Here is a 21,827-nt window from a genome sequence, read left to right as displayed (position 1 = left end):
CCGCATGAGCCTCCGTGACCGTGCCCCCGACGCCCTCGCCGGAGTGATGGGCGTCGTGGGCTCGCTGCACTTCGTGATCCCCGGGACGATGGCCGAGACGATCCCGTCGCAGCTGCCCTACCGCCGGGAGCTCGTGCTCGTCAGCGGCGTCGTCGAGGTCGGGACCGCGATCGCGCTGCGCCGCCGCATTCCCGGTGCCGGACGCTTCGCCGCGCTGACGCTGCTGGCGATCTGGCCCGCGAACATCCAGATGGCGCTCGACGCCGGGTCCGGCAAGCACCCCGGACCGGCCGACGACAAGCGACTGATGTGGGCACGGGTGCCGCTGCAGCTCCCGCTGATCTGGGCCGCCCTGCAGGCCGACCGGCCCGGCGCCCGCCGCTAGCGCTCCGGCGCGCCCTCGAGCGCGAGGAGCACCTCGACCACCCGCTCCGGGGTCTCCCAGACCGGGGAGTGCCCGGACTGCGGGATCCGCACGACCGCCGGCCCGTCCTCGAGCGCCTCGTAGCGCGCGACGGTCGCCGGGTCGACGCGGGCGTCCTGCTCGCCGAAGACGATCGTCACCGGCACGTCGAGCGCCGCGACCCGCTCCGGCAGCGGCTCGTCGTGGACGTAGTGGTCGATCGCCAGCGTCGCGTCGCGGAACGTGCGCCAGCGCGCCGCCCCCGCGGCGGCGAGGAACACGTCGGGGACCTCGGTGCCCGGCGCGAACGCGGTCCGCAGCCCGTCGCGCCGGACCCGCTGCGGCAGCACGCGCCACAGCAGCGGCCCGAGCCCCGCCACCGTCAGCAGCCGCTCCGGGCCACCGCGCGCGGTCAGCCGCGACGCGAACGTCGCGGGCGCGTTGATCGCGACGACGTGCGTGGCGAACGCCGGGTCCTGCTCGGCGACCGCGACCGCCACGAGCCCGCCCATCGAGTGGCCGACGAGCACCGCCGGGCCGGCGGCGACGTCCCGCACGTACCCGGCCATCTCCTCGATCGACTCGGCGCCGGGGTTGGCGGCGTCGGTGCCGTGACCGGGGAGGTCGGGGACGAGCACCTCGTGTCCGGCCGCGCGCAGCGGCCCGGCGACGCGGTCGAGGGTCCGGGCGGAGCACAGCAGCCCGTGCAGCAGGACGAAGCGCATGGACGGATGGTCCCCGATCGCCGCCTCTCAGGGTCCTCTCAGGAACTTCTCGACCGGCTCTTACGCGCCACCACGAGGCTGCCCCGCATGTTCGTGGCGGACGCTCCGGCCCAGACCCTCACCGTCCTCGTCGTCGAGGACGACCCGGAGCTGCGCGTCGGCGTGGCCCGCGGGGTCGCCGCGGCCGGCTGGACCGCGCTGGTCGCCGGGGACGGGATGGAGGTGCTCGCCGTCCTGCGCGAGCAGCGCGTCGACGCCGTGCTCCTGGACCGCGGCCTGCCGTTCGTCGAGGGCCTGGAGACCTGCCGCCGCCTGCGGGCCGCGGGCGACCCCGTCCCGGTGGTGCTGCTGTGCGACCGCGGCGGGATCGACGACCGCGTCGCCGCCCTCGACGCCGGTGCCGACGACGTCGTCGGCAAGCCGTTCGCGCTCCGCGAGGTGCTCGCGCGCGTCCGCGCGATCCACCGCCGCAGCACGCGCGGCAGCGCGCCCGCGCCCGTCGAGCGCCGCTACGCCGACCTGCGGATCGACCTCCCCGCCCACCAGGCCTACCGCGGCGACCGGCTCCTGCAGCTCACCCGCACCGAGTTCCTGCTGCTCGACCAGCTCGCCGCGAACGCCGGGCACGTCATCGAGCGCTCGCAGCTGCTGCTGCGCGTCTGGGGGTACGACTTCGGCGCCGAGTCCAACTCGCTCGGCGTGTACATCGGCTACCTGCGCCGCAAGACCGAGGCGGGCGGCGAGCCGCGCCTGATCCACACGGTCCGCAACGTCGGCTACGTCCTGCGCGAGACGGGCTGATGCGCGACATCGCCCAGGGACCAGGCGATGAACCACACGCGCACGTCCACGTCGCTCACGCTGCCGCCGCCCTCGGCGGCGACCGCGGCGAGCTCGCCGGCCAGCGCCGCGACCGCGAGCGGCGGGATCGCCCGGGGCAGCACCGTGGCCAGCAGCCGGGCGGCCAGCACGGCGGGATCGGGCTCGTCCCGGGCGACCGCGAACGTCTCCCGCACGGTCAGCAGCTCCTCGGTCAGCAGCTGCGCGAGGCGCCCGCGGTCGGCGTCGCAGCGCGCGGCCAGGCGGCCGGCGCGATGGGCGCTGCCGGGGATCGGCTCGCCGGGGCGCCGGCGGCGCGCGGGGGCGTCGGGGACGTGCATGACCCCATGACGCGCGCGACGCCCGCGGCGTTCGTGAGAGCCACCGAAGAACGCGCAACCGAAGGACCGCGTAAGAGCGCGGCGCCGCTCCTGACGCGCGGCCCGGTCGCCGCGTCCTCAAGGCACGGTCTCGGACACCGATGTCCAGGACCGCCACCCCAACACCCAAGGAGAGCGATGTCCATCACCAGGAAGGCCGGGGCCCTCGCCCTGGCCGCCGGTCTCGCCGCCGGAGTCCCGTCCGCGGCGCAGGCGGACCGCGGGGACCACGTCAAGGCCCCCACGCGGATCGCGTCGAAGCTCAAGAGCGCCGAGCGCGCGCTCGAGCGCGCGCAGGACCGGGCCGACGACGGCGAGACCGCCGGCGCCGTCTCGAGCCTCGCCGCCTCACGGCGCCACCTCGCCTCGGCGACCGGCTCGGCCGTCAAGCGCGTCGCCGCCGCCGCGAGCACCGGCGAGGCCGCGGCCGCCGCCGTCACGCGCACCGACCACCGGATCGTCGGCGGGGCCGCCGCGATCCTCGACGGGGCCGGGGAGGACGTCTCGACCGCCGCGACCACCACGATCGACGCCGCCCTGGACGGGCGCGACCGCATCGTCGCCGCGATCGCCGCGCTCGGCGAGGACGACAAGGCCGACTACGCCGACGTCCTCGACCGGATCGTCGAGCACGCCGACGACGAGATCGACGAGCTCGCCGAGACCGCCGCCGACGACGAGCTGACCGACGCCGCCACCACCGCGCTCGGTGAGGCCGCGACGCAGATCGCCGCCACCCGGACCGCCGCCCAGGCCCAGCTCGACGCCATCGAGGGCGCCGACGAGGCCGACGACGAGGACACCGGCTACCCGACCGACGACAGCGGCTACCCGACCGACGTCGCCGACCGCCCGAGCGGCGACCGCGGCGACTGCCCGCGTCCGGGCGGCCGCCCGCACGGCCCGCGCCCCGGCGCCGGCCAGCAGCAGCCCGCCGACGACCTCCCCGCCGGGAGCTACGGCACCTGATCGACCCGCGGCGCCGGGCCCGTCCCGGCGCCGCTTCTTCACCACCTCTTCAGTCCCTCCGCCCCCAGCCGCCGATCGAGACACCATGACCCCCGTCCGCCTCCTCCGTGCCACCGGTGACGACGCGCTGGCCCGCCGGGCCTCCCGCGGCGACCACGAGGCGTTCGGCGTGCTGTTCTCCCGCTACCAGCTGCGGCTGGAGCTGTACTGCCGCTCGATCCTGCGCCACGACGAGGACGCGCGCGACGCGACCCAGAACGCGATGACGAAGGCGTTCCTGGCGCTCGACGGTCGCGAGCAGGACGTCGCGGTCCGCGCCTGGCTGTTCCGGATCGCGCACAACGAGTCGATCTCGCTCATGCGCCGCCGCCGGCCGACCGCCGAGCTGGCCGAGGAGCTCACCGAGAGCGGCGCCGCCGGCTGCGCGCCCGCGCCGGCGGAGACCGTCGAGCTGCGCGAGGACCTCGCCGCGCTCCTGGAGGGGATCCGTGGCCTGCCGCCGCGCGCCCGCCAGGCGCTGCTGCTGCGCGAGCTCGCCGACCTCGACTACGCGTCCGTCGGCACGGTGCTCGGCATCTCCGCGGGCGGCGCGCGGCAGGCGGTCTTCGAGGCGCGCACCGCGCTGCAGGCCGACCGCGCGGGCCGCGAGGCGCCGTGCGAGAGCATCCGCCGTGAGCTGTCGGAGGCCGATCACCGCCGCCGCCCGGCCCGCCACGTCCGCGGGCACCTGCGCGGCTGCGCGTGCTGCCGCGACTGGTCCACCGCCCTGGACACGCGCCGTCAGCGGCTGTCGGTGCTGCCCGGCGCCGCCGGGCTCGCCGGCGGCTCGCTGTGGGGCTGGCTCTCCGGGGCGCTGGGCGTGGGCGCCTCCGGGACCGCGGGTGCGGTCGGCACCTCCTTCGGCGGTGGTCTGGCGCTCAACGGCAAGGCGCTCGCCGCGCTCGCCGCGGTCGCCGCCGGCGCCACGCCGGTCGCCGTCCACGAGGTCGAGCGCCACGCCGCCCCGAGCCCCGCCGAGACCCGCGCCGCGACGTCCGGTGCGCCCGCGTCGCCGGCCGACGACGCGACCGCGGCCGTCGCCCGTCCGGCCACCGCGACGCCGGTGCGGACCGCACTGCGGACGACGGCCGCGCCGCGCACGCTCGCGCCGGTGGCCGCCACGGGGACCGCGGCGCTGACGCGCGACCGTGACGCCACGCCGCGGCCGGAGGCGGACCCCGACGGCCGGGGGACGGCGCAGGACCGCCCGGCCGGCAGCCGCCGCGACCGCGACGCCTGGTCGGGCGACGCACCGCGCGGCGCCGAGACGGAGACGGACGGCGCGCACGTCGCCGGGCCAGGCTGGAGCGGTCCGTCCGCCCGCCGGGACGGCGCCCGCCGCGGCGACGACACGACGACCCAGACCCCGGACGCGACCGCCGACGACGAGCGCCCCACGTCCCCGACCGATGCGGCGCGGCCGGCCGGTCAGCGGCCCGCCGGCCAGCGGCCCGCCCGTGGCCCCGGCGCCGGCAGCCGGCCCGCCGCGACCACCACCGAGGCGACCGCCGGGACCGACACCGGCCCGGCCACGACGACCACCGACGCGGCACCCGCGACCGCGCCGACGCAGCCCGTCGCGGACGCCGACGCCGACGACGCGTCGCCGACCGCCGACCCCGCCACCGAGGAGACGCCGTGAGGCGCCCCGCGCTGCTCGCGCTGCTCCTCGCGCTCACGCTCCTGCCCGCCACCCCGGCGGCCGCGCTGACCTTCGGCCTGTCCGACCAGCAGGTCGACAGCTGGAAGGACCCGCGCCTCACCGCGCTCGGCCTGCGCCAGGCGCGGCTGATCGTCCCCTGGGACGCTGCGACCTCCGAGCCCGCCCGCGTGCAGGCCTGGCTCGACGCGACCGCCGCCGCGGGCATGACCCCGCACGTGGCGTTCCAGCACCTGCGCAGCGAGCGCTGCCCGTCCTCGCCCTGCAGCGCGCCGTCCCGCAGCCGCTACCGCGCCGCCGTCACCGCGTTCCGCTCCCGCTTCCCGCAGGTCACGACGTTCACGACCTGGAACGAGGCCAACCACCGCAGCCAGCCGGTCGCGAGCAGCCCCGAGACCGTCGCCGGCTACCACGAGGAGCTGCGCTCAGTCTGCCCGAGCTGCACGATCGTCGCCGGGGACGTCCTGGACTCCGGCGGCTACGTCCGCTGGCTGCAGCGGTTCCTCGACGCCAGCCCGACCCCGCCGCAGCTCTGGGGCCTGCACAACTACGGCGACGTCACCTACGACACGACGACCGGCACCGACGCCGTGCTCGCGACCGTGCCGGGCGAGCTGTGGATCGAGGAGACCGGCGGCATCGTCACGCTGCGCTCCAGCCAGAACGGCCGCGAGACGCTCCGCACCGACGAGACGCGCGCCGCCGCGTCGGTGGAGCGCGCGTTCGCGATCGCCCGCGCCCGCCCGCGGATCACCCGCATGTACCTCTACCACTGGCGCGGCCGCACCGGGGACCCGTTCGACTCCGGGCTCATCCGTCCGGACGGCAGCGCCCGGCCGAGCTACGCGGTCGCCCTGCGCAACCTCACCCCGACCCCGACGACGACCCCGACCGTCACCCCCACGGCCGCGGGGCCCGCGGTGCCGCGCATGACCGTCACCTGGTCGCGGGCCCGGCCGGCCCAGCTCGTCGTGCGGCTCGCGTGCCGCGCCACCACGGGCGTGTGCCGGGGGAGCGCCCGCATCGCGCTGCGCACCCGCGCGCGCACCGGCGCGCGCGCCGTCACCCGGGTGCTCGCCACCCGCCGCTACGCGACGACCGCCTCGCGCCGCACGGCCACGCTGCGGATCACCGTCCCGGCCGCCCGCCGCCGGGTCGCCCGCCGCGCCGCCACGCGCGTCGTGCGCGCCACCGTCACCCCGACCGCGCCGACCGGCACCCGCACCGTGCGCGAGCGGTCGCTCGCCCGCCCGCGCTGAACGGGCGCCCGTCCCTTCCGGCCGGAGGATCCGCACCCCCCGAACGGACGGCCATCGGCCGCCGGCGGCCGTTCCGGGACTGGGGCTCGCGCCGCTCCTCGCTAGCCTCGGAGCACGTTCCGTCGTTCCCCAGGAGTCCCGATGCCCGCACGACCCGCCGCCAGTCCGTCCACCGCCGCCGAGGCCCGCGCATGAGCGCGCCGCTGCGGGTCGCCATCGTCGGGGCCGGACCGGCCGGGTTCTACGCCGCCGGCGACCTCCTCAAGGCCGGGGACGGCAGCGTCGAGGTCGACCTGTTCGACCGGCTCCCCACCCCGTACGGCCTCGTCCGCGCCGGGGTCGCGCCCGACCACCCGAACATCAAGGTCGTCACGAAGGTCTACGAGAAGACCGCCGCCAAGCCCGGGTTCCGCTACCACGGCAACGTCGAGATCGGCCGCGACATCACCCCCGCGGAGCTGCGCGAGCACTTCCACGCCGTCCTCTACACCGTCGGGGCGCCGAACGACCGCAAGCTCGGCATCCCCGGCGAGGACCTCCCGGGCAGCCTCGGCGCCGCCGACTTCGTCGGCTGGTACAACGGCCACCCGGACTTCCGCGACCTCGACCCCGACCTCTCCGGCGAGCGGGCCGTCGTCGTCGGCGCCGGCAACGTCGCGCTCGACTGCGCCCGCATGCTCGGCGTGCCCGTCGCCGAGCTGCAGAGCACCGACACCGCCGACCACGCGCTGGCCGCGCTCGCCGCCAGCTCGATCCGCGAGGTCGTCATCCTCGCGCGCCGCGGGCCGCTGCAGGGCGCGTACACGAACCCGGAGCTGCTCGAGCTCGGGGAGATCGAGGGCCTCGACGTCATCGTCGACGCGGACGACGTCCGGCTCGACGACGCGCACCGGGCGCTGCTCGAGACCGCCGACAAGACGACCCGGCGCAACGTCGAGATCGTCACCGACTACGCCGGTCGCGTGCCCACCGGGGCGAGCCGCCGGATCGTCCTGAAGTTCTTCTCCTCGCCGGTCGAGATCCTCGGCGAGGACCGCGTCGAGGGTGTGCGGATCGTCCGCAACGAGCTCGTGCAGAACGAGGACGGCTCGTTCTCCGCGCGGCCGACCGAGGTCACCGAGACGATCGCGGCGGGTCTCGTGCTGCGCTCCATCGGCTACCTCGGCGCGCCGCTGGACGGCGTGCCGTTCGACGAGCGCCGCGGCACGATCCGCAACGTCGACGGCCGCGTCACCGAGGAGGACGGCACCGTCGTCCCCGGCGTCTACACCGCCGGCTGGGTCAAGCGCGGCCCCAGCGGCGTCATCGGCACGAACAAGAAGTGCGCCCAGGAGACCGTGCGTGAGCTGCGCGCCGACGCGGAGGCCGGCCTGCTCGCCGACCCGCCCAAGGGTGCCGCCGAGCTCGACGCGCTGCTCGCCGAGCGCGTCCCCGACCGCATCGACTACGCCGCCTGGGGGCGCATCGACGCGCACGAGGTCGCCGCCGGAGAGCCCGCCGGCCGGCCGCGCGTGAAGCTCGTCGACATCGACGAGATGGTCGGCGTCTCCCGCAGCTGAACGTGCAGGTGCACGGCGCGCCCTCCGGGACGCGTACGCTGCGCCGATGTCCCCCGAGCCCGGCCTCTCCCGCACCCACGTCGATCTCGACGACCCGCCGCACGAGCGGTTCGTCCCGCTGCGGCGCGACCTCGGGATCACGACGTTCGGGATGAACCTCATGACCTTCGACCCCGGGCAGCAGGGGCGCATCCACCGGCACGCGATGCAGGAGGAGGTCTACGTCGTCCTCGACGGCGTGCTCGACCTCGTCGTCGAGCAGGAGACCCACGAGCTGCGCCGTGGCGACGTCGTGCGCGTCGCCCCGCAGCTGCGCCGCAAGCTCGTCAACCGCGGGCCCGACCGGGTCGTCCTGCTCGCCCTCGGCGGCAGCGCCGAGCACCGCGGCCGCGACGGGGAGGCGTTCCCCGACTGGGACGCGTCGACGCCCGCGCCGCCGCAGGAGATCCCGCTGCCCGACGACCTGCCCGCGGACGAGCGGCGCTGAGCGCCGCCCGCGCCCCGCGCCGCTACCGGCGCGGCGTCGTGAGCCGGACCCCGCGCGTGACCGTCACCGGGGAGCCCTTCGGCAGCCGGGCGGTCAGCCGCAGCCGGTAGCTGCCCGGACGCAGCCGCACGCCGCGGCGCAGCCGCACCGCGACCCGCGTGGTGCGCGACAGCCGCGCGACCCGGACCTCCCCGAGCACCCGCGAGCCGGTGGCGCGCAGCAGCGCCAGTCGGACGCTGCGCACCGGGCCGCCGCGGACCCCGATGCTCACGAGCCCGCGGCGCCGCGCGTTCAGCGTCCGCAGCGTCGACTGCAGCCGGCCGATCCGCACCCGGGTCGCGCCCGCCGACGCGGCGCCGCCCTCGGCCGGCAGCGTGCCGCCGCACGGCAGCTCGACCCGGGCCGTCTCGCCGCGCGCGACGAACAGCGGCTGGGACTGCTCGACCTTGCCGCCGTTCTCGCAGGTCAGCGTGTACTCCTCGCGGCGGCCGGCCTTCAGCTCGAACGGCCGCGTCGACGGGTTGACCCACCACTCGAACCGGCCGCTGGCCGGCACCACGGTGGTGAACTCGAGCTTCTCCGGGCTGCGCCGCACCCCAGTCGCGCCGATGCACGCGGTCGGGTCCGCGCCCTCCCCGAGCTGCAGCGGCAGGCTGACCGGCAGCGGGTCGGCGATCGCGCACACGTCGCTGGTGAGCGTGTCGAACGTCTTGGTCAGGCGCAGCGTCCGCCCGGCCGGCGCGCGGCCCGCCACCCGTGAGGTGTACGCGGGGTTGCGCGCGGCCTCCGCGGCGAGCAGGTACGCCTCGCGGATCCCCTTGCCGGCGCGCTCCCCGGTGCCCACGTACTGGTCGATCACGTGGCGCTGGTAGTTGCCGTGGAAGAAGCCGTCCTCGGGACCGAGCTCGATCGTGTACCCAAACCCGCCGGTGGTCGCGTAGGTCCAGTCGTCGGTCGTGCCGGACGTGTCGTAGAGCTCGAAGCCGTACTGGTTCGTGTAGCCGGTCGCGTCGGCCATGCGCTGACCGAGCGCCTTCAGCGCCTCCTCGTCCGGCGCGAACCCGTCCGCCTTCAGGCCCGGCGGGCGCAGGATCAGCGCGGCGACGTTGTGGATCGTCAGGAACGACGTCGGGTTCACCGTGCTCGTCAGCTCGCGGACCGCCTGCGTCTCCGGCTCGGAGAACGGGCCGGTCCCCCGGTAGGTCTGGTCGTTGGGGTTCGACGACGCGCCCGGCCCGCCCCACGACGACGCGTAGTTGCGGTTCGGGTCGGTGCCGATCGCCAGCTCGCACGGGAACGACGGGACCGCGAAGCCCGGGTTGCAGTTCTTGCGCTTGTAGGAGAGCGAGCCGCCCAGGACGATCACGCCGGTCGCCAGCGAGTAGACCGTGCCGACGCCGAGCTCCTCGTCGGGATCGGGGTCGGGGGAGGAGCGCGAGACGATGAACCCGTCCGCGTTGGTGATCGGCATCACGACGACGCGGACCTCGTCCAGGAGCTTCGTGATCCGCGGGTCCTTCCCGTAGCCGCGCACGAGGTCGTGGGCGAACTCCATGATCGACTCGGCCGCCGGCCACTCGCGCGCGTGATGCAGCCCGTTGAGGATGAACGTCGGGCGGCCGTCGTCGCGGCGCGCGACGTTCCCGGCGATCTCCACCACGCCGAGCTCGCGCCCCTGGAACGTGCGGCCGCGCAGCCGCACGGGCCGCGCGATCGCCGGGTGCTGCTCGACGATCTGCTTCAGCTCCGCCTGGTAGTCCTCGTAGACGCGGTACCCGGTGCGCCCCGTCGGCAGGGCGCTGGCGGGCGCCTGGCGCAGCGTCGCGGCGCCGCGGGCGGCGTCCCGGCGGCTCGCCGCGATCACGTCCGCGATCACCGTGCGCAGCGTGAAGCCCGCGGCGCGCAGCGCGTCCCGGTCGTGGTCGTCGGCGACGAGGACCTTCGCGCTGTCCGCGTCGATGTCGTGCGTGACGTCGACCCCGGTGGCCTCCAGCCGCGCGAGCGCGCCGCGGCCCTCCAACGGCACGTCGACGAGCGACAGGCGCGGCGCGGTGCGCGGCAGGCCGCTGAGGTCCAGGCGCGTGAACGTCGTCGTCAGCGACGCGGTGGCGGGGGCGGCCGCCGTGCGACGGCAGGCCTGCACCAGCAGCGACGCGCCCTCGCGCAGGGTCAGCGTCACGACCTCGTCGGCGCCGAACGCGGCCGAGGAGCCGACGAGCTTCCCGGACGTGGACTCGAACACCGCGAGGTCCCAGTCGCCGCGCGCGGCGCGCAGGCGCAGGGCGGCCTCGCCGTCGGCCGGGGCGATCCAGCGGTGCTGCGCGACCCCCGCGCCGGTGAGCGGACGTGTCACGCAGCTGCGACGGACCGCGCGCGTGCTGCGCAGCGCCGTGCGCAGCGGGCCGTCGGTGCCGAGCACACGGACCGTCGTCGCCGGGGCGGTCGGTGCCGTGGCGGACGTCCCGGCGGAGCGGGAGGTGGCGCCGCGCTCGTGGGCGGCGGCCGCGGCCGGCAGGGCGAGAGCGGCGCAGGCGACGGACAGCGCCAGGCGGCGCGCGGACGGGTGCATGGCGGGCATCGTTCCCGAGCGGGCCGCCGGACGCAACCGACCGGGCGTCGGTGCGTGGTGGTCGGCGGGCCGGGACCGGGCGCGTGACAGGATCCGGGGATGGCGGTCGCGCTCGCGCTGTTCACCTCGGTCGCCTACGGCGTGTCGAACTACGTCGGGCCGCGCCTGGCGCGCGGCGTGTCGCTCTACCTGCTGCTGCTCGCCGGGCAGACCTGCTCGCTCGTGCTCGCCGCGGTCGTGGTCGCGGCAGGCGGCGACCCGTTCCCGGCCGCGGACGCGGTCGCGTTCGCGCTGCTCGCCGGGCTCGGGAACGCCGGTGGCCTCGTGCTCTTCTACCGGGCCGCGCAGGTCGGGCCGCTGAGCATCGTCACCCCGATCGGGGCGCTCGGCGCCGCGCTCCCGGTCGCCGTCGGCATCGCGGGCGGGGAGACCGTCACCGCCTTGGAGGGCGTCGGGATCCTGCTCGCGCTCACCGGCGTGGTGCTCGTCGCCCGCCGCCCCGTCGACCCGGACGCCCACCCCGACGAGCACGCCGACCGCCGCGCGGCGATCCTCCCTCTCGGTCGCCTCCGCGTTCTGCTTCGGCGTGTTCCTCGCCGCGATCGCCCCCGCCGCCGAGGACGCGGCCGGCTGGGCGGTGCTGTTCAGCCGCGTCTCGCTGCTGAGCGTCCTCGTGGTGTTCTGTGTCCGCCTCGGGGTCCTGCGGTCGGTCGGCGCGCGGCGCCTGCCCGTGCTCGCGGTCCCCGGGATCCTGCTGTTCCTCGGCACGTTCTCCTACGCGATCGCCACGCGCGAGGGCGATCTCAGCGTCGTGTCCGTCCTCGGGTCGCTGTTCCCCGTCGTGACGGTCGCGCTCGCGCTCGGCCTCGACCGCGAGCGGCTGAGCGCACCGCAGGCGCTCGGCGTACTCGGCACGATCGTCGGGGTCGTGCTGCTGTCGATGCGCTGACGTCCGCGTCCGCGGCCGGGCCGTCGTACCCTGGAGGGCGTGCGACACCAGCTCCGCCCGCTCTTCGACCGCATCGTCATCAAGGAGCTCGAGCCCGACCGCATGCGCCAGTCGGGCCTGCTCGTGCCGCCCGGCACGCACGAACCGCCGCCGCAGCACGGCATCGTGCTCGCCGTCGGGCCCGGCCTGGACTGGTGGGCGCAGGCCGGGGTCGCGATGCCCGTGAGCGCCGGGGACCACGTCGTCTTCCCCGCCTCCGCGGGCGCGTGGGTCGAGGTCGACGAGGAGCGCCTGCTCGTCTGCCGCGTCGGGGAGCTCCTCGGGGTGCTCGAGCCGCTCGAGAGCCCGGACGCCCGCGGGGCGGACACCGCCACCTCCGGCTGATCCCGGGGCGCCCGGCGCCCGGACCCCGGGGATGGCCGATCTGCCGCTCCCCGTCCCCACGATCGACGACGCGCCCGCCTGGGTCGCCGAGCACCTCGGCGGCCTGTACGCCGAGTCCCCGGGTCCCGTGCCCGTGAGCGGCGCGTTCACCGGCGGGCAGGCGGCCGCCGACGCCGCGCTCGGGCTCTACGACGTCAGCGGCTACGCGCGCACGCGCAGCGAGGTCCTGCCCGTGGGGCGGCGCGGTGCCTCCCGGCTGTCCCCGTACATCCGGCACGGGCTTCTGCCGCTGCCGCGCGTCTGGGCGGCGGTGGGGGACGGTCCCGCGCGCGACCGCACGAAGTTCCGCGACGAGCTGCTCTGGCAGGAGTACTCCCGCCACCTCTACGCGCGGCTCGGCGCGGCGACCGCGCGGCCGCTGCGGTACGCGCCCGCGGTCGCGGCGGGCGCGCCGTGGGAGGACCCGTGGCCGCGGGACATGGCGTGCATGGACCTCGTCGTCGGGGAGCTCGAGGACGACGGCTGGCTCGTGAACCAGACCCGCATGTGGATGTCCGCGCACTGGACCGTGCGCGCCGGCTGGGACTGGCGGGCCGGGGAGGACCGGTTCTTCACCCACCTGCTCGACGGCTCGCGGGCCGCGAACCGCCTGGGCTGGCAGTGGACGATCGGCGCGGGCACCGGCAAGGCGTACGGCTTCAGCCGCTGGCAGACCGAGAAGCGCGCCCCGGGCCTGTGCGGGCGCTGCGCGCTGCGGGACGCGTGCCCGATCGAGGACTGGCCCGACGACGCCACGGCACCCGCCCGGCTGCCCGAGCCGTCGCCGCTGCTGCGCAGCGACCCCGACGTGGAGCGCACCGCCGGCCCGCGCACGACCGCGGAGCTCGGCGAGCCCGAGGCGGTGTGGCTGACCGCCGAGTCGCTGGGGGACGAGGACCCGGCGCTCGCCGCGCACCCCGACCTGCCCGCGGTGTTCGTGCTCGACCGCGAGCTGCTCCGCGGCTGGCAGCTGTCCGGCAAGCGGCTCGTGTTCCTCGCCCAGACGCTCGCCGACCTCGGTGCGCGCCGGCCGCTGGAGGTGTGGCTCGGCGATCCCGTCTCCGTGCTGTCGGGCCGGCCGGTCGCGGCGACCTTCACGCCCGTGCCCGGCTGGCGCCGCCGCGCGGCCGCGATCCGGCCGGCGGTCGTGCACCCCTGGCCGTGGCTCGTGCGCCCGCACACCGGCTCGATCGGGTCGTTCAGCGCGTGGCGCAAGCGCGCGTCGCGCTGAGGCGGGCGGCGCGGCGCGGCGGCGGGGTGGCGGCGGGCCGCCGGGTCAGCAGGTGCTCGCGACCGGACGGTCGAGCGTGAGCCGCGCGGTCGCCCGCGTGCGGCCACCGATCGTGACGCGCACCACGTAGACGCCCTGCGGGAAGGCGGCGTCGTCGAGCGCGGCGGGCGTGAACGTCACGCGCCGGGTGCCCGCGCGCGGGGTGGCCCGCAGCGTGCGGCGCGCGGGCCGGCTGCGGTGCTCGGGCGCGCTCACCGACACGACCGCGCGCAGCGCCCCGCCCGACCAGCGCACGTGCGGCGCGAGCTCGGTGAACGGGATCGCCTGGCACAGCGACGCCCGACCGCCGGGCGCGACGCGCTGCTGCTCCATGTTCACCTGGGTGAGCGTGAACGCGGTGATCCGCACCTTCGGCGCCGGCGCGGCCGCGGTCGCGGGAACGGCGGAGGCGACCACGGCGAGCCCGGTCGCCGCGAGCAGCCCCCGGCCCGCGCGCGCTCGCAGGACGCGGCAGGACGGTCGATCACGCGCGAAGGACGGCACGACGCGCACGCTACCGCGCTCCGGCGTGGCCGGGCGCCACCCAGGCGCTCGTGACGCCCGTCCCGGTTGGGCGGTGGCGGGGCCGACCTCGCTGCCCTCCCGCGGGTTCTGGGTGATCTGCGTGCCAGATATGGGTCGCGCATCACCCAGAACGCCCGTGGACGGCGCCCACCGGCCCGCCCGCGCCCATCACGGCGGGCGCCCGGGTTCTGGGTGATCCGGGACCCAGATATGGCGTCGAGGTCACCCAGAACGGGTCGAGCGCGCCCGCCCGGCGTCGTTCTGGGTGATCTCGAGGCCATATGTGGCACGCAGATCACCCAGAACGGCCGTGCGGCGCCGCCGCAGGCGCCAATCACGCCTCCGGAAGCGCCCGTGGCGCCGCCGCAGGCGCCCGCGGCGTCAGCGCGCGAGCCGCACGCGCACGGTGCCGGCGTCGACCGGGGCGCCCGCGGCGTCGACCGAGCGGACGGTCACGCTCACGGTGCTGCCCGGCGCGACGCGGCGCAGGCGACGCAGCTGCACGCCGGTCCGCGGGCCGCGCAGGGTCCGGGACCGGGACGACGCGACGAGTCGGCCGCGCGCGTCGAGCACGCGCACGGCGACACGGCGCGCGGCGACCGAGCCGCGCGCCTTCTCGAGCACGATCCGCACCGACCGCACGCCGGGACGGCCGAGCCGCCGGACGGTCGACCCGACGCGCAGCGCGCGCACGCCCGCGAACGGCACCGCGGCGGGCACCGGGCCGAGCTCGCGGCCGCCGGGACCGTCCTCGTAGGTGAGCCAGGGCACGGTCGGGGTCTCCCTCGACGCCCGGCTTGCTCCAGTCGCAGACGCCGGTCGGGAACGTCGCCTGCAGCGTCGCCCACTGCGCGTCGGTGAACGTCACGCCCGGGTAGTCCTCACGGCGCAGCGGCTTGAGCTGGCACTTGAGCACGTCGTTGCGCGGTCCCTCACCGGCGACGTTCGTCGGCGAGTCGTAGAAGCGGGTCAGCAGCGGGCAGTCGGTGCCCTGCTGCTCGAGGCCGGTGGCGAGCTCGCAGCGGTCGGTGAGGTCCGCGGGCCGGTTGGCACGGACCTTCTCGGCCTGCGTGCGACCCGACCGGTCGTCCTGGATGCGGGCGATCCAGCGGTCGATCTCGAGGACGGACCGGTTCGGGAACGTGATGTTGCCGATCAGCGGGACCGGGCCCTGCCAGAGGACGTGGCTGGCGTGCGTGCCCTCGAAGCGGTCCAGGCGCGCGTTCAGCGCGAGGCTCGGGTAGGTGACGTGCGCGGTGACCTCGTTGGAGCCGCGGTACTCGATGTGCGGGGTCTGCCCGAGCGTGTTGCCGATCGCCATGTAGCCGGACCGGTACGCGTTGCGCAGCGCCTGCGGGTCGGCGCTCGTGCGGCCCGGTGCCGCGCCGAACGTCGTCTTGTCGAGCCCGCCGATCCGCGCGTTGACGTCCACGAACTTCGCCGGCGTGAGCCGGCCGGCGAGGAGCGCCTTGCGCCCGTACTCGATCCCGACGTTGTCCAGGGGGACGCCCGCGTAGCCGCTCTCGCCCTTGCCGAAGACGGCGATGTTGTGGTCCAGCACGCCGCAGCGCACCCCGCCGGGGTTGGACGGCGACCACTTCAGCGTGGGGTCCATGCCGCCGCACCCGCTCTCGCCGGTGATGTTCGACCAGAACGCGAGGTCGAACAGCTGGTCGTCCAGCGTGGCGAGCGGGGGAGCCGGACACCTCCGCCTGGTCCAGCGGCGTGTAGAGCCCGCCGGGACCGTCGCTGATCCCGCGGAAGAGCTCCTTGAACAGGTGCCCGTGGACCGCGTGGCGTCCGGTGGTGAGGAGGTCCGCGAACGTCGCACCGGTGGTGATGCCGTCGTAGAAGCCCGGGTAGGCGTGGGCGATCATGAGCTGCGCGATGGCGCCGCCGGAGCTGCCGGTGCCGATGGTGCGCCGGACCTCGCCGTACTGCTCGACGATCCGCTCACGGGCCATGATCTCCGACTCGGCGATGAGCGCCGGGTTGCAGTTGTGCCCGAGGTTGTTCAGGGCGGTGCTCATGACCATGAAGCCCTTGCCGAGCAGCTCCTCGTTGAGCACGTCCGGGGCGCTGCCGACGGCGCGGTCCACGCCGCACGAGCCGCCGTGCGTGATGACGAGCTTGCGGTTCCACTGCGGCTGGGGCGCCCACGGGTCCCACTCCCGGGCGGGATCGTGCAGGGTGGCGATCCGGTACTGGTCGCGGTCCTGGTAGCCGGTCTCGACGCGCACGACGAACGGGACGGTGCGCCCGCCGTCGGTCGTGGTGGAGCGCAGGTCGCGCGGCGGGCTCGCCGGGTCGTACGGCCGGAAGCCGCGGTCGCCGCGGTAGAGCAGCTGGTAGCTCGCCGGCTGGTTGCACTGCGCGTCGCGGGCGCCGGGCTGGCAGGCCCAGGGCTGGACCTGCGGTCCGGCGAACACCGGGCCGCCGTTGGGGTGCCCGACGAGCCGGATCGACGCGCCGGTGCGGTCGGGGGAGCCGGGCGGCGAGGCGGACGGGACCGTCGGGGATCCCGGTGAGCAGCGCGCCGAAGCGGCCGTCGGCGCGGACGGCGAACTGCTTCGTCACGTCGGTGGACCCGAGCGTCACGCGCAGGTCCTGGACGCGCCGGCCCTCGGGCACGGCGATCGCGACGAGCGCGTCGCCGCCGGACAGCAGGTCCGCGCGGTTGCTCAGCACGTCGATCTCGACGCCCGCCGCGAGCGCGGCTCCCGGCGTCAGCAGCGTCGTGGCCAGCGCCAGCAGCGCGACCGTCCCTCGTCCCATCACGAAACCTCCCGTGGCTCTCCCGACCCGTCCGGCTGAACGCTACCGTTCATCGTCGATGTCCGCCGCATCCGTCCCCGCCACCGCCCTCACCGAGCGGTCCGCCACCGCGCTCGCGGACGCGATCCGCACGGGGGAGACCTCCTCGCGCGCCGTCGTCGAGGCGCACGTCGCGCTGCTGCGCCGCCGCCATCCGACGCTGCGTGCGGTCGCGCACGACCGCTTCGACGCCGCGCTCGCCGACGCCGACGCGGCGGACGCCCGGATCGCCGCCGCGGGCCCGGACGAGCAGCTGCCGCCGCTGCTGGGCGTGCCCTGCACGGTCAAGGAGTCGATCGAGCTCGCCGGGATGCCGAACTGCGCGGGTCTCGTCAGCCGTCGCGACCACCGCGCGCCCGGGTCCGCGCCCGCCGTGCAGCGCCTGCTGGACGCGGGCGCGATCCCGCTCGGGGTGACGAACACGTCCGAGCTGTGCATGTGGATCGAGTCGCAGAATCACGTCTACGGTCGGACCTCCAACGCCTACGACCCGACGCGCATCGCGGGCGGCTCCAGTGGCGGGGAGGGCTCCGCGGTCGGCAGTGGCGGCTCGCCCTTCGGCCTGGGCTCGGACATCGGCGGGTCGATCCGGCTGCCGGCGTTCTTCAACGGCGTCTTCGGGCTCAAGCCGTCCCCGGGGCTCGTGCCGAACACCGGGCAGTTCCCGGTCACGCACGGCGAGGCGGCGCGCCTGCTGACGATGGGCCCGCTCGCGCGCCGGGCGGAGGACCTGATCGGGCTGCTGCGGATCATCGCCGGACCCGACGGCCTCGACGCGCGGGCGCGCGACGTCGCGCTCGGCGACCCGGCGGACGTGGACCTCGCCGCCCTGGACGTGATCGTCACGCAGGACACGAGCGCCTGGCCGCTGCGCCGCGACCTGCGCGAGGCGCGCGAGCGGGCCGCGCGCGCCCTCGAGGCCTCCGGCGCGCGCGTGCGCGAGCTGTCGCTGAAGCCGTTGCGCCGCGTGATGGACGGTTACCTCGCCGCGCTGCAGTCCGGCGCCGACGTGACGTTCGCCGCGGAGCTCGGCGGCGATGTCACGGTCCGCCGCGCGCTCGGCGGCGCGGTCCGCGGCCGCGGGCCGCACACGGTGGCGAGCGCGCTGCTGCTCGGGGCCGAGCGCGCCTCGGGCGTCCTGCCGGCCGGGATGACGCGCCGGTCGCTGGAGGCGGGGCGGCGCCTGGCCGCGGAGGTCGAGGAGGTGATCGGGGACGGGGTCCTGCTGCACCCGCCGTTCGGGCGCGTCGCGCCGCGCCACGGCCGCACCGTCGGTCGCCCGTGGTCGATCCACCACGCCGCGATCTTCAACCTCCTCGGCCTGCCGGTGGTGCAGACGCCGCTGGGCCTGAACGCGCAGGGCCTGCCGCTCGGCGTCCAGGTGGCGGCGCCGCGCGACCACGACCACGTGGCGATCGCGGTCGCGCTGGAGCTCGAGCGGGCGTTCGGCGGCTGGGTCCCGCCCGCGGCATGAGCGCGCCCGACCGCCCGGTGCGGATCCTCATGGTGTGCCTGGGGAACATCTGCCGCTCGCCGACCGCGGAGGCGGTGATGGTCGCGCTGCTGGAGCGCGAGGGGCTGGCCGACCGCGTCGAGGTCGCGTCCGCGGGCACCGGTGACTGGCACGTCGGCGACCCGCCGGACGCGCGCAGCACCGCCGCGGCCGCGCGCCGCGGGGTGCACCTGCGCGGCGCCGCCCAGCAGGTCACCCGCCGCGACTTCGCGGACCACGACCTGCTCGTCGCGATGGACGCGAGCAACCGCCGCGACCTGCTCGCGCTCGCCGGGGACGACGCGGCGGCGCGCGACAGGGTCGTGCTGCTGCGCGAGCTCGACCCGGCCGCGGTCGCCGCCGGCGACACCGACGTGCCCGACCCCTACTACGGGGGACCGGACGGGTTCGACGTGGTCCTCGATGTCGTCGAGGCGGGCTGCGTGGGCCTGCTCGCCGAGCTGCGGGCGCGCGGTCTCGTCTGAACCACGTTCACCGCGTCGTAATCGACGCGCCGACCGGTCCGCTCCACCATGAGGGCATGAATCGGACGGCGTACCTGGCGGCCTCGATCTGCGTGCTGATCGCAGCAGCCGGCGTGTTCCTCGCCGTCGGTGGATCGGACGACCCCGACGGTCGCTCGGCCCCGGCGCTCTCCCGGACCACGCCGACCGTGTCCGTCCCGCCCTCCGAGACCTCCCAGGCCACGCCGGATGCGGCGGTCGCCGAACGGTCCGGGACCTACGTCGAGTACTCGCCGGCGGCGCTGGCCGCGGCGGACGGCACGCGACTGCTGTTCTTCCACGCGTCGTGGTGCACGCAGTGCCGCGCGCTGGAGCAGTCGATCCGGGACGAGGGGCTGCCGGCCGGCGTCACCGTGCTGAAGGTCGACTACGACGAGCGACAGGACCTGCGTCAGCGCTACGGGGTGACCCTCCAGACCACCGTGGTCCGCGTGGACGCCGAAGGTCGGAAGACGGGCAGCGTCGTCCCGTACGACGACCCGCAGATCACGAAGGTCCTCGACGAGCTCGCCTGACGGCCGTGGAGCTCCTGGTCGTCAGCTTCATGGCCGGGGTCCTGACGGCTGCGGCGCCGTGCGTCCTACCGCTGCTGCCGGTGGTCGTCGGGGGTGCGGTCGTCACGGCGACGGACGGTGCGACGGGCCGGGGAGACATCGCCCGGCCGGTGGTCATCGTGGCCTCGCTGGGAGCGTCGGTGGTGGTCTTCACGCTGCTGCTGAAGGCCACCAGCGCGCTCCTCGGCGTCCCGCAGGAGGTCTGGAGCACGCTGTCCGGGCTCGTCGTCCTCGGACTGGGCGTCAGCCTGCTGGCGCCCGGGCTCTGGGAGCGGGGGATGGCCGCCAGCGGCGGTCAGCGGCAGGCGGCCGCCCTCCTGGAGCGCTCCGCGGCACGCAGTGGCCGCAGCCGGGACGTGCTGATCGGCGCGTCGCTCGGTCCCGTGTTCAGCAGCTGCAGCCCGACCTACGCGCTGATCGTGGCCACGGTGCTGCCCGCGTCGTTCGGCGAGGGCCTGGCGTATCTGGTGGCGTACGCGGTCGGACTGGCCGTGATCCTGCTGCTGCTCGCGGTGCTCGGTCGTGCGGCGGCCGAGCGGCTCGGCTGGCTGGCGAACCCGCACGGCGTCTTTCGCCGCGTGACCGGCGCGCTGTTCGTGTTCGTGGGCGTGGCCGTGATGCTCGGGCTGGACCGCGACCTCCAGGCGTTCGTGCTGGAGCGTGGCTGGTACGACCCGATCAGCGACCTGGAGGAGTCGCTGGACGGGTAGTCAGCCGCGCGGGTCGAAGTACGAGACGGTCTGGTTGCTGATCGCGCGCAGATGCCCGTCGGCGTCCCACACGCGGGCGGCCGCCTGCGTGTACCCGTCGCGCGCGACGTGCGTGTGCACGGCGTACCGCCAGAGCGCGTCGGGCCGGTCGGGCACGGCCGGGTCCGGTGCGGCGACGGGCTCGTAGCTCCAGCTCATCGTGCTGATCGGCGCCGGGCCGCCGAACATCGGGGCGATCGCGGGCGGCCAGGCGTCGACGAGCGCGATGAGCTCGCGGTCGCCCATCCGCGCCGGGGGCTCGCGGAAGCGGAACCAGCCGCCGAAGTCGGGCTCCGCCGCACCGCTGAGCGGGAACCCGCCGCTGCCGTAGCGCAGCTCGACGTGGCGGATGAACTCGGGGGTGAGGCCCTCGAGGTACGGGATCGGCTGCAGCTCGTCCGGCTCGGGGAGCGCGGGCGGCGGGTTGCGCCGGTCGGCGGGGAACGCGATCGCGGTCGCGCGGTCCTGCCCGAGCGTGGCGAGCATCGCGGCGCGCACGGTCCCGTCCTGCACAAGCTTGACGTCCACGGTCGTCGCCGAGCCGCCGGCGCGCAGGACGGTGCCCTGGAGCTCGGCGGTGCCGGGGGTGACCGGCCCGACGAACGACACGGCCGCGGAGCGCAGCCGTCGCGCCGGGTCGGCCGTGAGCGTCTCGGCGCGCGCGACGAGCAGGCCCGCGACGAGGCCGCCGTAGGTCGCGCGGCCCTGCCCCCAGCCGGGCGCGACCGTGGTCGCGCCCGTCGCGGCGCCGTCGAGCATCTCGTCCAGGGTGGGATCCGCGGTCATCCTCCGGCACCCTACGGATCGCTCCGCGCGGCCCGGTCTCAGACGAGCGCGGCGCGCGAGCGGCGCGTCAGCTCGACGGTGGCGCCGCGCAGCCCGTCGGGCTCGACGATCGGCTCCGCGAACCCGATCCGCGCGCGGGTCTCCCCGCGTGGCGTGACGACGCGCAGCTCGATGCCGTAGCGGTCCGCGCCGGTGCACGTGGCCGACAGGGCGTCGGGGTGGCCGCCGAACGCCCGGGCCATCAGCAGCAGCGCGTCGGCGTGGTCGGCGTTGAGGTGCGCGATCGCGTACGCGGTCTGGCCCTGCACGGGGTCGGGCTCGGCGGCGCGGTAGCTCTCGGCGTCGGCGGAGTCCATGCGCCCGTAGCCGCCGACCCAGCGGACGCGGTCGACGCGCAGCACCCAGAGCGAGAAGTCGCCGAAGCCGGCGTAGAGCCGTGCGGGCGGATGGGCCTGCACGTAGGCGTCGCGGGCGGTCGCCTCGAGCGTCCCGGTCGGCCGCTGCGCGACCCCGGCGAGGGTGACGCGGCCGCTGTTCAGCGGGTCGCCGCCGCGGGCGGGCTCGGCGACGACGAGCGAGGCGCGCTGGTCGGCGCGGAGGTTGCGGCCGTGCTCGGCCAGCAGCGACACGCACAGCACGGGGGAGCCGTCGGCCAGCGTGGCGTAGCTCACGAGCGAGCCCCACGGGTGGCCGTCCTCGGACAGCGTCGCGAGCGTGGCGACGTTCGTCTGGGCGACGAGCGTGCGGGCCTCCTCGGCGGCGGAGCGGCGCCGGCCCTCGTGGGTCGGGCCGATCGGCTCGGGCATCGGCGGGTTGAGGACCTCCGCGGGAGCGGCGTGGTCGGTCGGGAACGACGTGGCGGTGTCGGTCAT

General features: G+C 76.3%; 20 protein-coding genes and 3 pseudogenes. 14 read left to right on the top strand and 9 right to left on the bottom strand.

Translation table 11 applies throughout. The annotated features are described in order from the left end of the window. Positions 1-4 precede the first annotated feature (4 nt). Positions 5-385, top strand: a complete 381-nt coding sequence (locus GKE82_RS10945) for a DoxX family protein (RefSeq protein WP_154733298.1) — start codon at positions 5-7, stop codon at positions 383-385. Here GKE82_RS10945 and GKE82_RS10940 read toward each other — a convergent pair. Then, a complete protein-coding gene (locus GKE82_RS10940; RefSeq protein ID WP_154733297.1) occupies positions 382-1,128 on the bottom strand; it encodes an alpha/beta fold hydrolase in 747 nt (248 codons plus the stop codon). The genes GKE82_RS10945 and GKE82_RS10940 overlap by 4 nt on opposite strands. A gap of 87 nt (positions 1,129-1,215) precedes the next feature. On the opposite strand from GKE82_RS10940, the gene GKE82_RS10935 reads away from it, so the two are divergent. Then, complete coding sequence (locus GKE82_RS10935) at positions 1,216-1,929, top strand: response regulator transcription factor (protein WP_154733296.1); 714 nt, start codon at positions 1,216-1,218, stop codon at positions 1,927-1,929. Here the strand turns inward: GKE82_RS10935 and GKE82_RS10930 are convergent. Next, positions 1,905-2,288, bottom strand: coding sequence for a hypothetical protein (locus tag GKE82_RS10930; protein ID WP_154733295.1), 384 nt, complete (start codon positions 2,286-2,288; stop codon positions 1,905-1,907). The genes GKE82_RS10935 and GKE82_RS10930 overlap by 25 nt on opposite strands. Positions 2,289-2,465: 177 nt before the next feature. Between GKE82_RS10930 and GKE82_RS10925 the strand changes: the two genes are divergently transcribed. The 5 genes from GKE82_RS10925 to GKE82_RS10905 all read left to right on the top strand — a co-directional run bounded on the left by GKE82_RS10925 (position 2,466) and on the right by GKE82_RS10905 (position 8,300). Next, entirely contained in the window at positions 2,466-3,296 is an 831-nt protein-coding gene (locus tag GKE82_RS10925; protein ID WP_154733294.1) for a hypothetical protein, read from the top strand. Positions 3,297-3,381: 85 nt separating this feature from the next. After that, a complete protein-coding gene (locus GKE82_RS10920) occupies positions 3,382-4,977 on the top strand; it encodes a sigma-70 family RNA polymerase sigma factor (RefSeq protein ID WP_154733293.1) in 1,596 nt (531 codons plus the stop codon). Continuing rightward, complete coding sequence (locus tag GKE82_RS10915; RefSeq protein ID WP_154733292.1) at positions 4,974-6,254, top strand: hypothetical protein; 1,281 nt, start codon at positions 4,974-4,976, stop codon at positions 6,252-6,254. Before GKE82_RS10920 ends, GKE82_RS10915 begins: the two co-directional genes overlap by 4 nt. 191 nt (positions 6,255-6,445) lie before the next feature. After that, the gene (locus GKE82_RS10910) at positions 6,446-7,813 is read left to right on the top strand and encodes an FAD-dependent oxidoreductase (RefSeq protein ID WP_154733291.1); all 1,368 of its coding nucleotides are present in this window, start codon (positions 6,446-6,448) and stop codon (positions 7,811-7,813) included. Positions 7,814-7,859: 46 nt separating this feature from the next. Then, positions 7,860-8,300, top strand: coding sequence for a cupin domain-containing protein (locus tag GKE82_RS10905; protein WP_107566965.1), 441 nt, complete (start codon positions 7,860-7,862; stop codon positions 8,298-8,300). 22 nt (positions 8,301-8,322) lie between these two features. Here the strand turns inward: GKE82_RS10905 and GKE82_RS10900 are convergent, their stop codons facing one another. Next, positions 8,323-11,400 (bottom strand): M14 family zinc carboxypeptidase, encoded by a 3,078-nt coding sequence (locus GKE82_RS10900; protein WP_154733290.1) that lies wholly within the window; start codon positions 11,398-11,400, stop codon positions 8,323-8,325. Between the two features lie 40 nt (positions 11,401-11,440). On the opposite strand from GKE82_RS10900, the pseudogene GKE82_RS10895 reads away from it, so the two are divergent. From GKE82_RS10895 to GKE82_RS10885, 3 genes and pseudogenes are all read left to right on the top strand, one after another. Then, positions 11,441-11,818, top strand: a pseudogene (locus tag GKE82_RS10895) (EamA family transporter); the annotation flags it as partial. Positions 11,819-11,857: 39 nt separating this feature from the next. After that, entirely contained in the window at positions 11,858-12,202 is a 345-nt protein-coding gene (locus GKE82_RS10890; RefSeq protein ID WP_107566962.1) for a co-chaperone GroES family protein, read from the top strand. Positions 12,203-12,233: 31 nt separating this feature from the next. Then, entirely contained in the window at positions 12,234-13,472 is a 1,239-nt protein-coding gene (locus GKE82_RS10885) for an FAD-binding domain-containing protein (RefSeq protein ID WP_154733287.1), read from the top strand. Between the two features lie 45 nt (positions 13,473-13,517). Here GKE82_RS10885 and GKE82_RS10880 read toward each other — a convergent pair whose 3' ends face one another. From GKE82_RS10880 to GKE82_RS31390, 4 genes and pseudogenes are all read right to left on the bottom strand, one after another. After that, on the bottom strand, positions 13,518-14,015 hold the full coding sequence (locus tag GKE82_RS10880; RefSeq protein ID WP_154733286.1) for a hypothetical protein: 498 nt from the start codon (positions 14,013-14,015) through the stop codon (positions 13,518-13,520). A 355-nt stretch (positions 14,016-14,370) separates the two neighbouring features. Further along, positions 14,371-15,651, bottom strand: coding sequence for a DUF6351 family protein (locus GKE82_RS29885; protein WP_154733285.1), 1,281 nt, complete (start codon positions 15,649-15,651; stop codon positions 14,371-14,373). 136 nt (positions 15,652-15,787) lie between these two features. Further along, positions 15,788-16,465: pseudogene (locus GKE82_RS31395) on the bottom strand (DUF6351 family protein); the annotation flags it as partial. 109 nt (positions 16,466-16,574) lie between these two features. Beyond that, a pseudogene (locus tag GKE82_RS31390) lies at positions 16,575-16,811 on the bottom strand (DUF6351 family protein); the annotation flags it as partial. 58 nt (positions 16,812-16,869) lie between these two features. Here GKE82_RS31390 and GKE82_RS10865 point away from each other — a divergent pair. From GKE82_RS10865 to GKE82_RS10850, 4 genes are read left to right on the top strand one after another with little or no spacing between them, the layout of a single operon-like run. Next, entirely contained in the window at positions 16,870-18,324 is a 1,455-nt protein-coding gene (locus tag GKE82_RS10865; protein ID WP_154733283.1) for an amidase, read from the top strand. A gap of 17 nt (positions 18,325-18,341) precedes the next feature. Continuing rightward, positions 18,342-18,827 carry a low molecular weight protein-tyrosine-phosphatase gene (locus GKE82_RS10860; RefSeq protein WP_107569529.1) on the top strand — a complete coding sequence of 162 codons (486 nt, stop codon included), beginning with the start codon at positions 18,342-18,344 and terminating at the stop codon, positions 18,825-18,827. Between the two features lie 56 nt (positions 18,828-18,883). Further along, on the top strand, positions 18,884-19,381 hold the full coding sequence (locus GKE82_RS10855) for a thioredoxin (RefSeq protein WP_154733281.1): 498 nt from the start codon (positions 18,884-18,886) through the stop codon (positions 19,379-19,381). 5 nt (positions 19,382-19,386) lie between these two features. Beyond that, entirely contained in the window at positions 19,387-20,130 is a 744-nt protein-coding gene (locus GKE82_RS10850) for a cytochrome c biogenesis protein CcdA (RefSeq protein WP_199223828.1), read from the top strand. Here the strand turns inward: GKE82_RS10850 and GKE82_RS10845 are convergent, their stop codons facing one another. Then, on the bottom strand, positions 20,131-20,955 hold the full coding sequence (locus GKE82_RS10845) for an acyl-CoA thioesterase II (protein WP_154733280.1): 825 nt from the start codon (positions 20,953-20,955) through the stop codon (positions 20,131-20,133). Positions 20,956-20,993: 38 nt separating this feature from the next. Next, positions 20,994-21,827 (bottom strand): HugZ family protein, encoded by an 834-nt coding sequence (locus GKE82_RS10840; protein WP_196189159.1) that lies wholly within the window; start codon positions 21,825-21,827, stop codon positions 20,994-20,996.

The sequence above is a fragment of the Conexibacter sp. W3-3-2 genome, from assembly GCF_009707605.1.
Taxonomy (GTDB): domain Bacteria; phylum Actinomycetota; class Thermoleophilia; order Solirubrobacterales; family Solirubrobacteraceae; genus Paraconexibacter; species Paraconexibacter algicola.
This window is presented reverse-complemented; position numbering and strand designations above follow the sequence as displayed.

Excerpts from the sequence above, each read along its gene's own strand:
- GKE82_RS10945 (WP_154733298.1), top strand. The coding sequence starts at position 5 with ATGAGCCTCCGTGACCGTGCCCCCGACGCCCTCGCCGGAGTGATGGGC.
- GKE82_RS10940 (WP_154733297.1), bottom strand. The coding sequence starts at position 1,128 with ATGCGCTTCGTCCTGCTGCACGGGCTGCTGTGCTCCGCCCGGACCCTC.
- GKE82_RS10935 (WP_154733296.1), top strand. The coding sequence starts at position 1,216 with ATGTTCGTGGCGGACGCTCCGGCCCAGACCCTCACCGTCCTCGTCGTC.
- GKE82_RS10930 (WP_154733295.1), bottom strand. The coding sequence starts at position 2,288 with ATGCACGTCCCCGACGCCCCCGCGCGCCGCCGGCGCCCCGGCGAGCCG.
- GKE82_RS10925 (WP_154733294.1), top strand. The coding sequence starts at position 2,466 with ATGTCCATCACCAGGAAGGCCGGGGCCCTCGCCCTGGCCGCCGGTCTC.
- GKE82_RS10920 (WP_154733293.1), top strand. The coding sequence starts at position 3,382 with ATGACCCCCGTCCGCCTCCTCCGTGCCACCGGTGACGACGCGCTGGCC.
- GKE82_RS10910 (WP_154733291.1), top strand. The coding sequence starts at position 6,446 with ATGAGCGCGCCGCTGCGGGTCGCCATCGTCGGGGCCGGACCGGCCGGG.
- GKE82_RS10905 (WP_107566965.1), top strand. The coding sequence starts at position 7,860 with ATGTCCCCCGAGCCCGGCCTCTCCCGCACCCACGTCGATCTCGACGAC.
- GKE82_RS10885 (WP_154733287.1), top strand. The coding sequence starts at position 12,234 with ATGGCCGATCTGCCGCTCCCCGTCCCCACGATCGACGACGCGCCCGCC.
- GKE82_RS29885 (WP_154733285.1), bottom strand. The coding sequence starts at position 15,651 with ATGGACCCCACGCTGAAGTGGTCGCCGTCCAACCCCGGCGGGGTGCGC.
- GKE82_RS10865 (WP_154733283.1), top strand. The coding sequence starts at position 16,870 with ATGTCCGCCGCATCCGTCCCCGCCACCGCCCTCACCGAGCGGTCCGCC.
- GKE82_RS10855 (WP_154733281.1), top strand. The coding sequence starts at position 18,884 with ATGAATCGGACGGCGTACCTGGCGGCCTCGATCTGCGTGCTGATCGCA.
- GKE82_RS10845 (WP_154733280.1), bottom strand. The coding sequence starts at position 20,955 with ATGACCGCGGATCCCACCCTGGACGAGATGCTCGACGGCGCCGCGACG.
- GKE82_RS10840 (WP_196189159.1), bottom strand. The coding sequence starts at position 21,827 with ATGACCGACACCGCCACGTCGTTCCCGACCGACCACGCCGCTCCCGCG.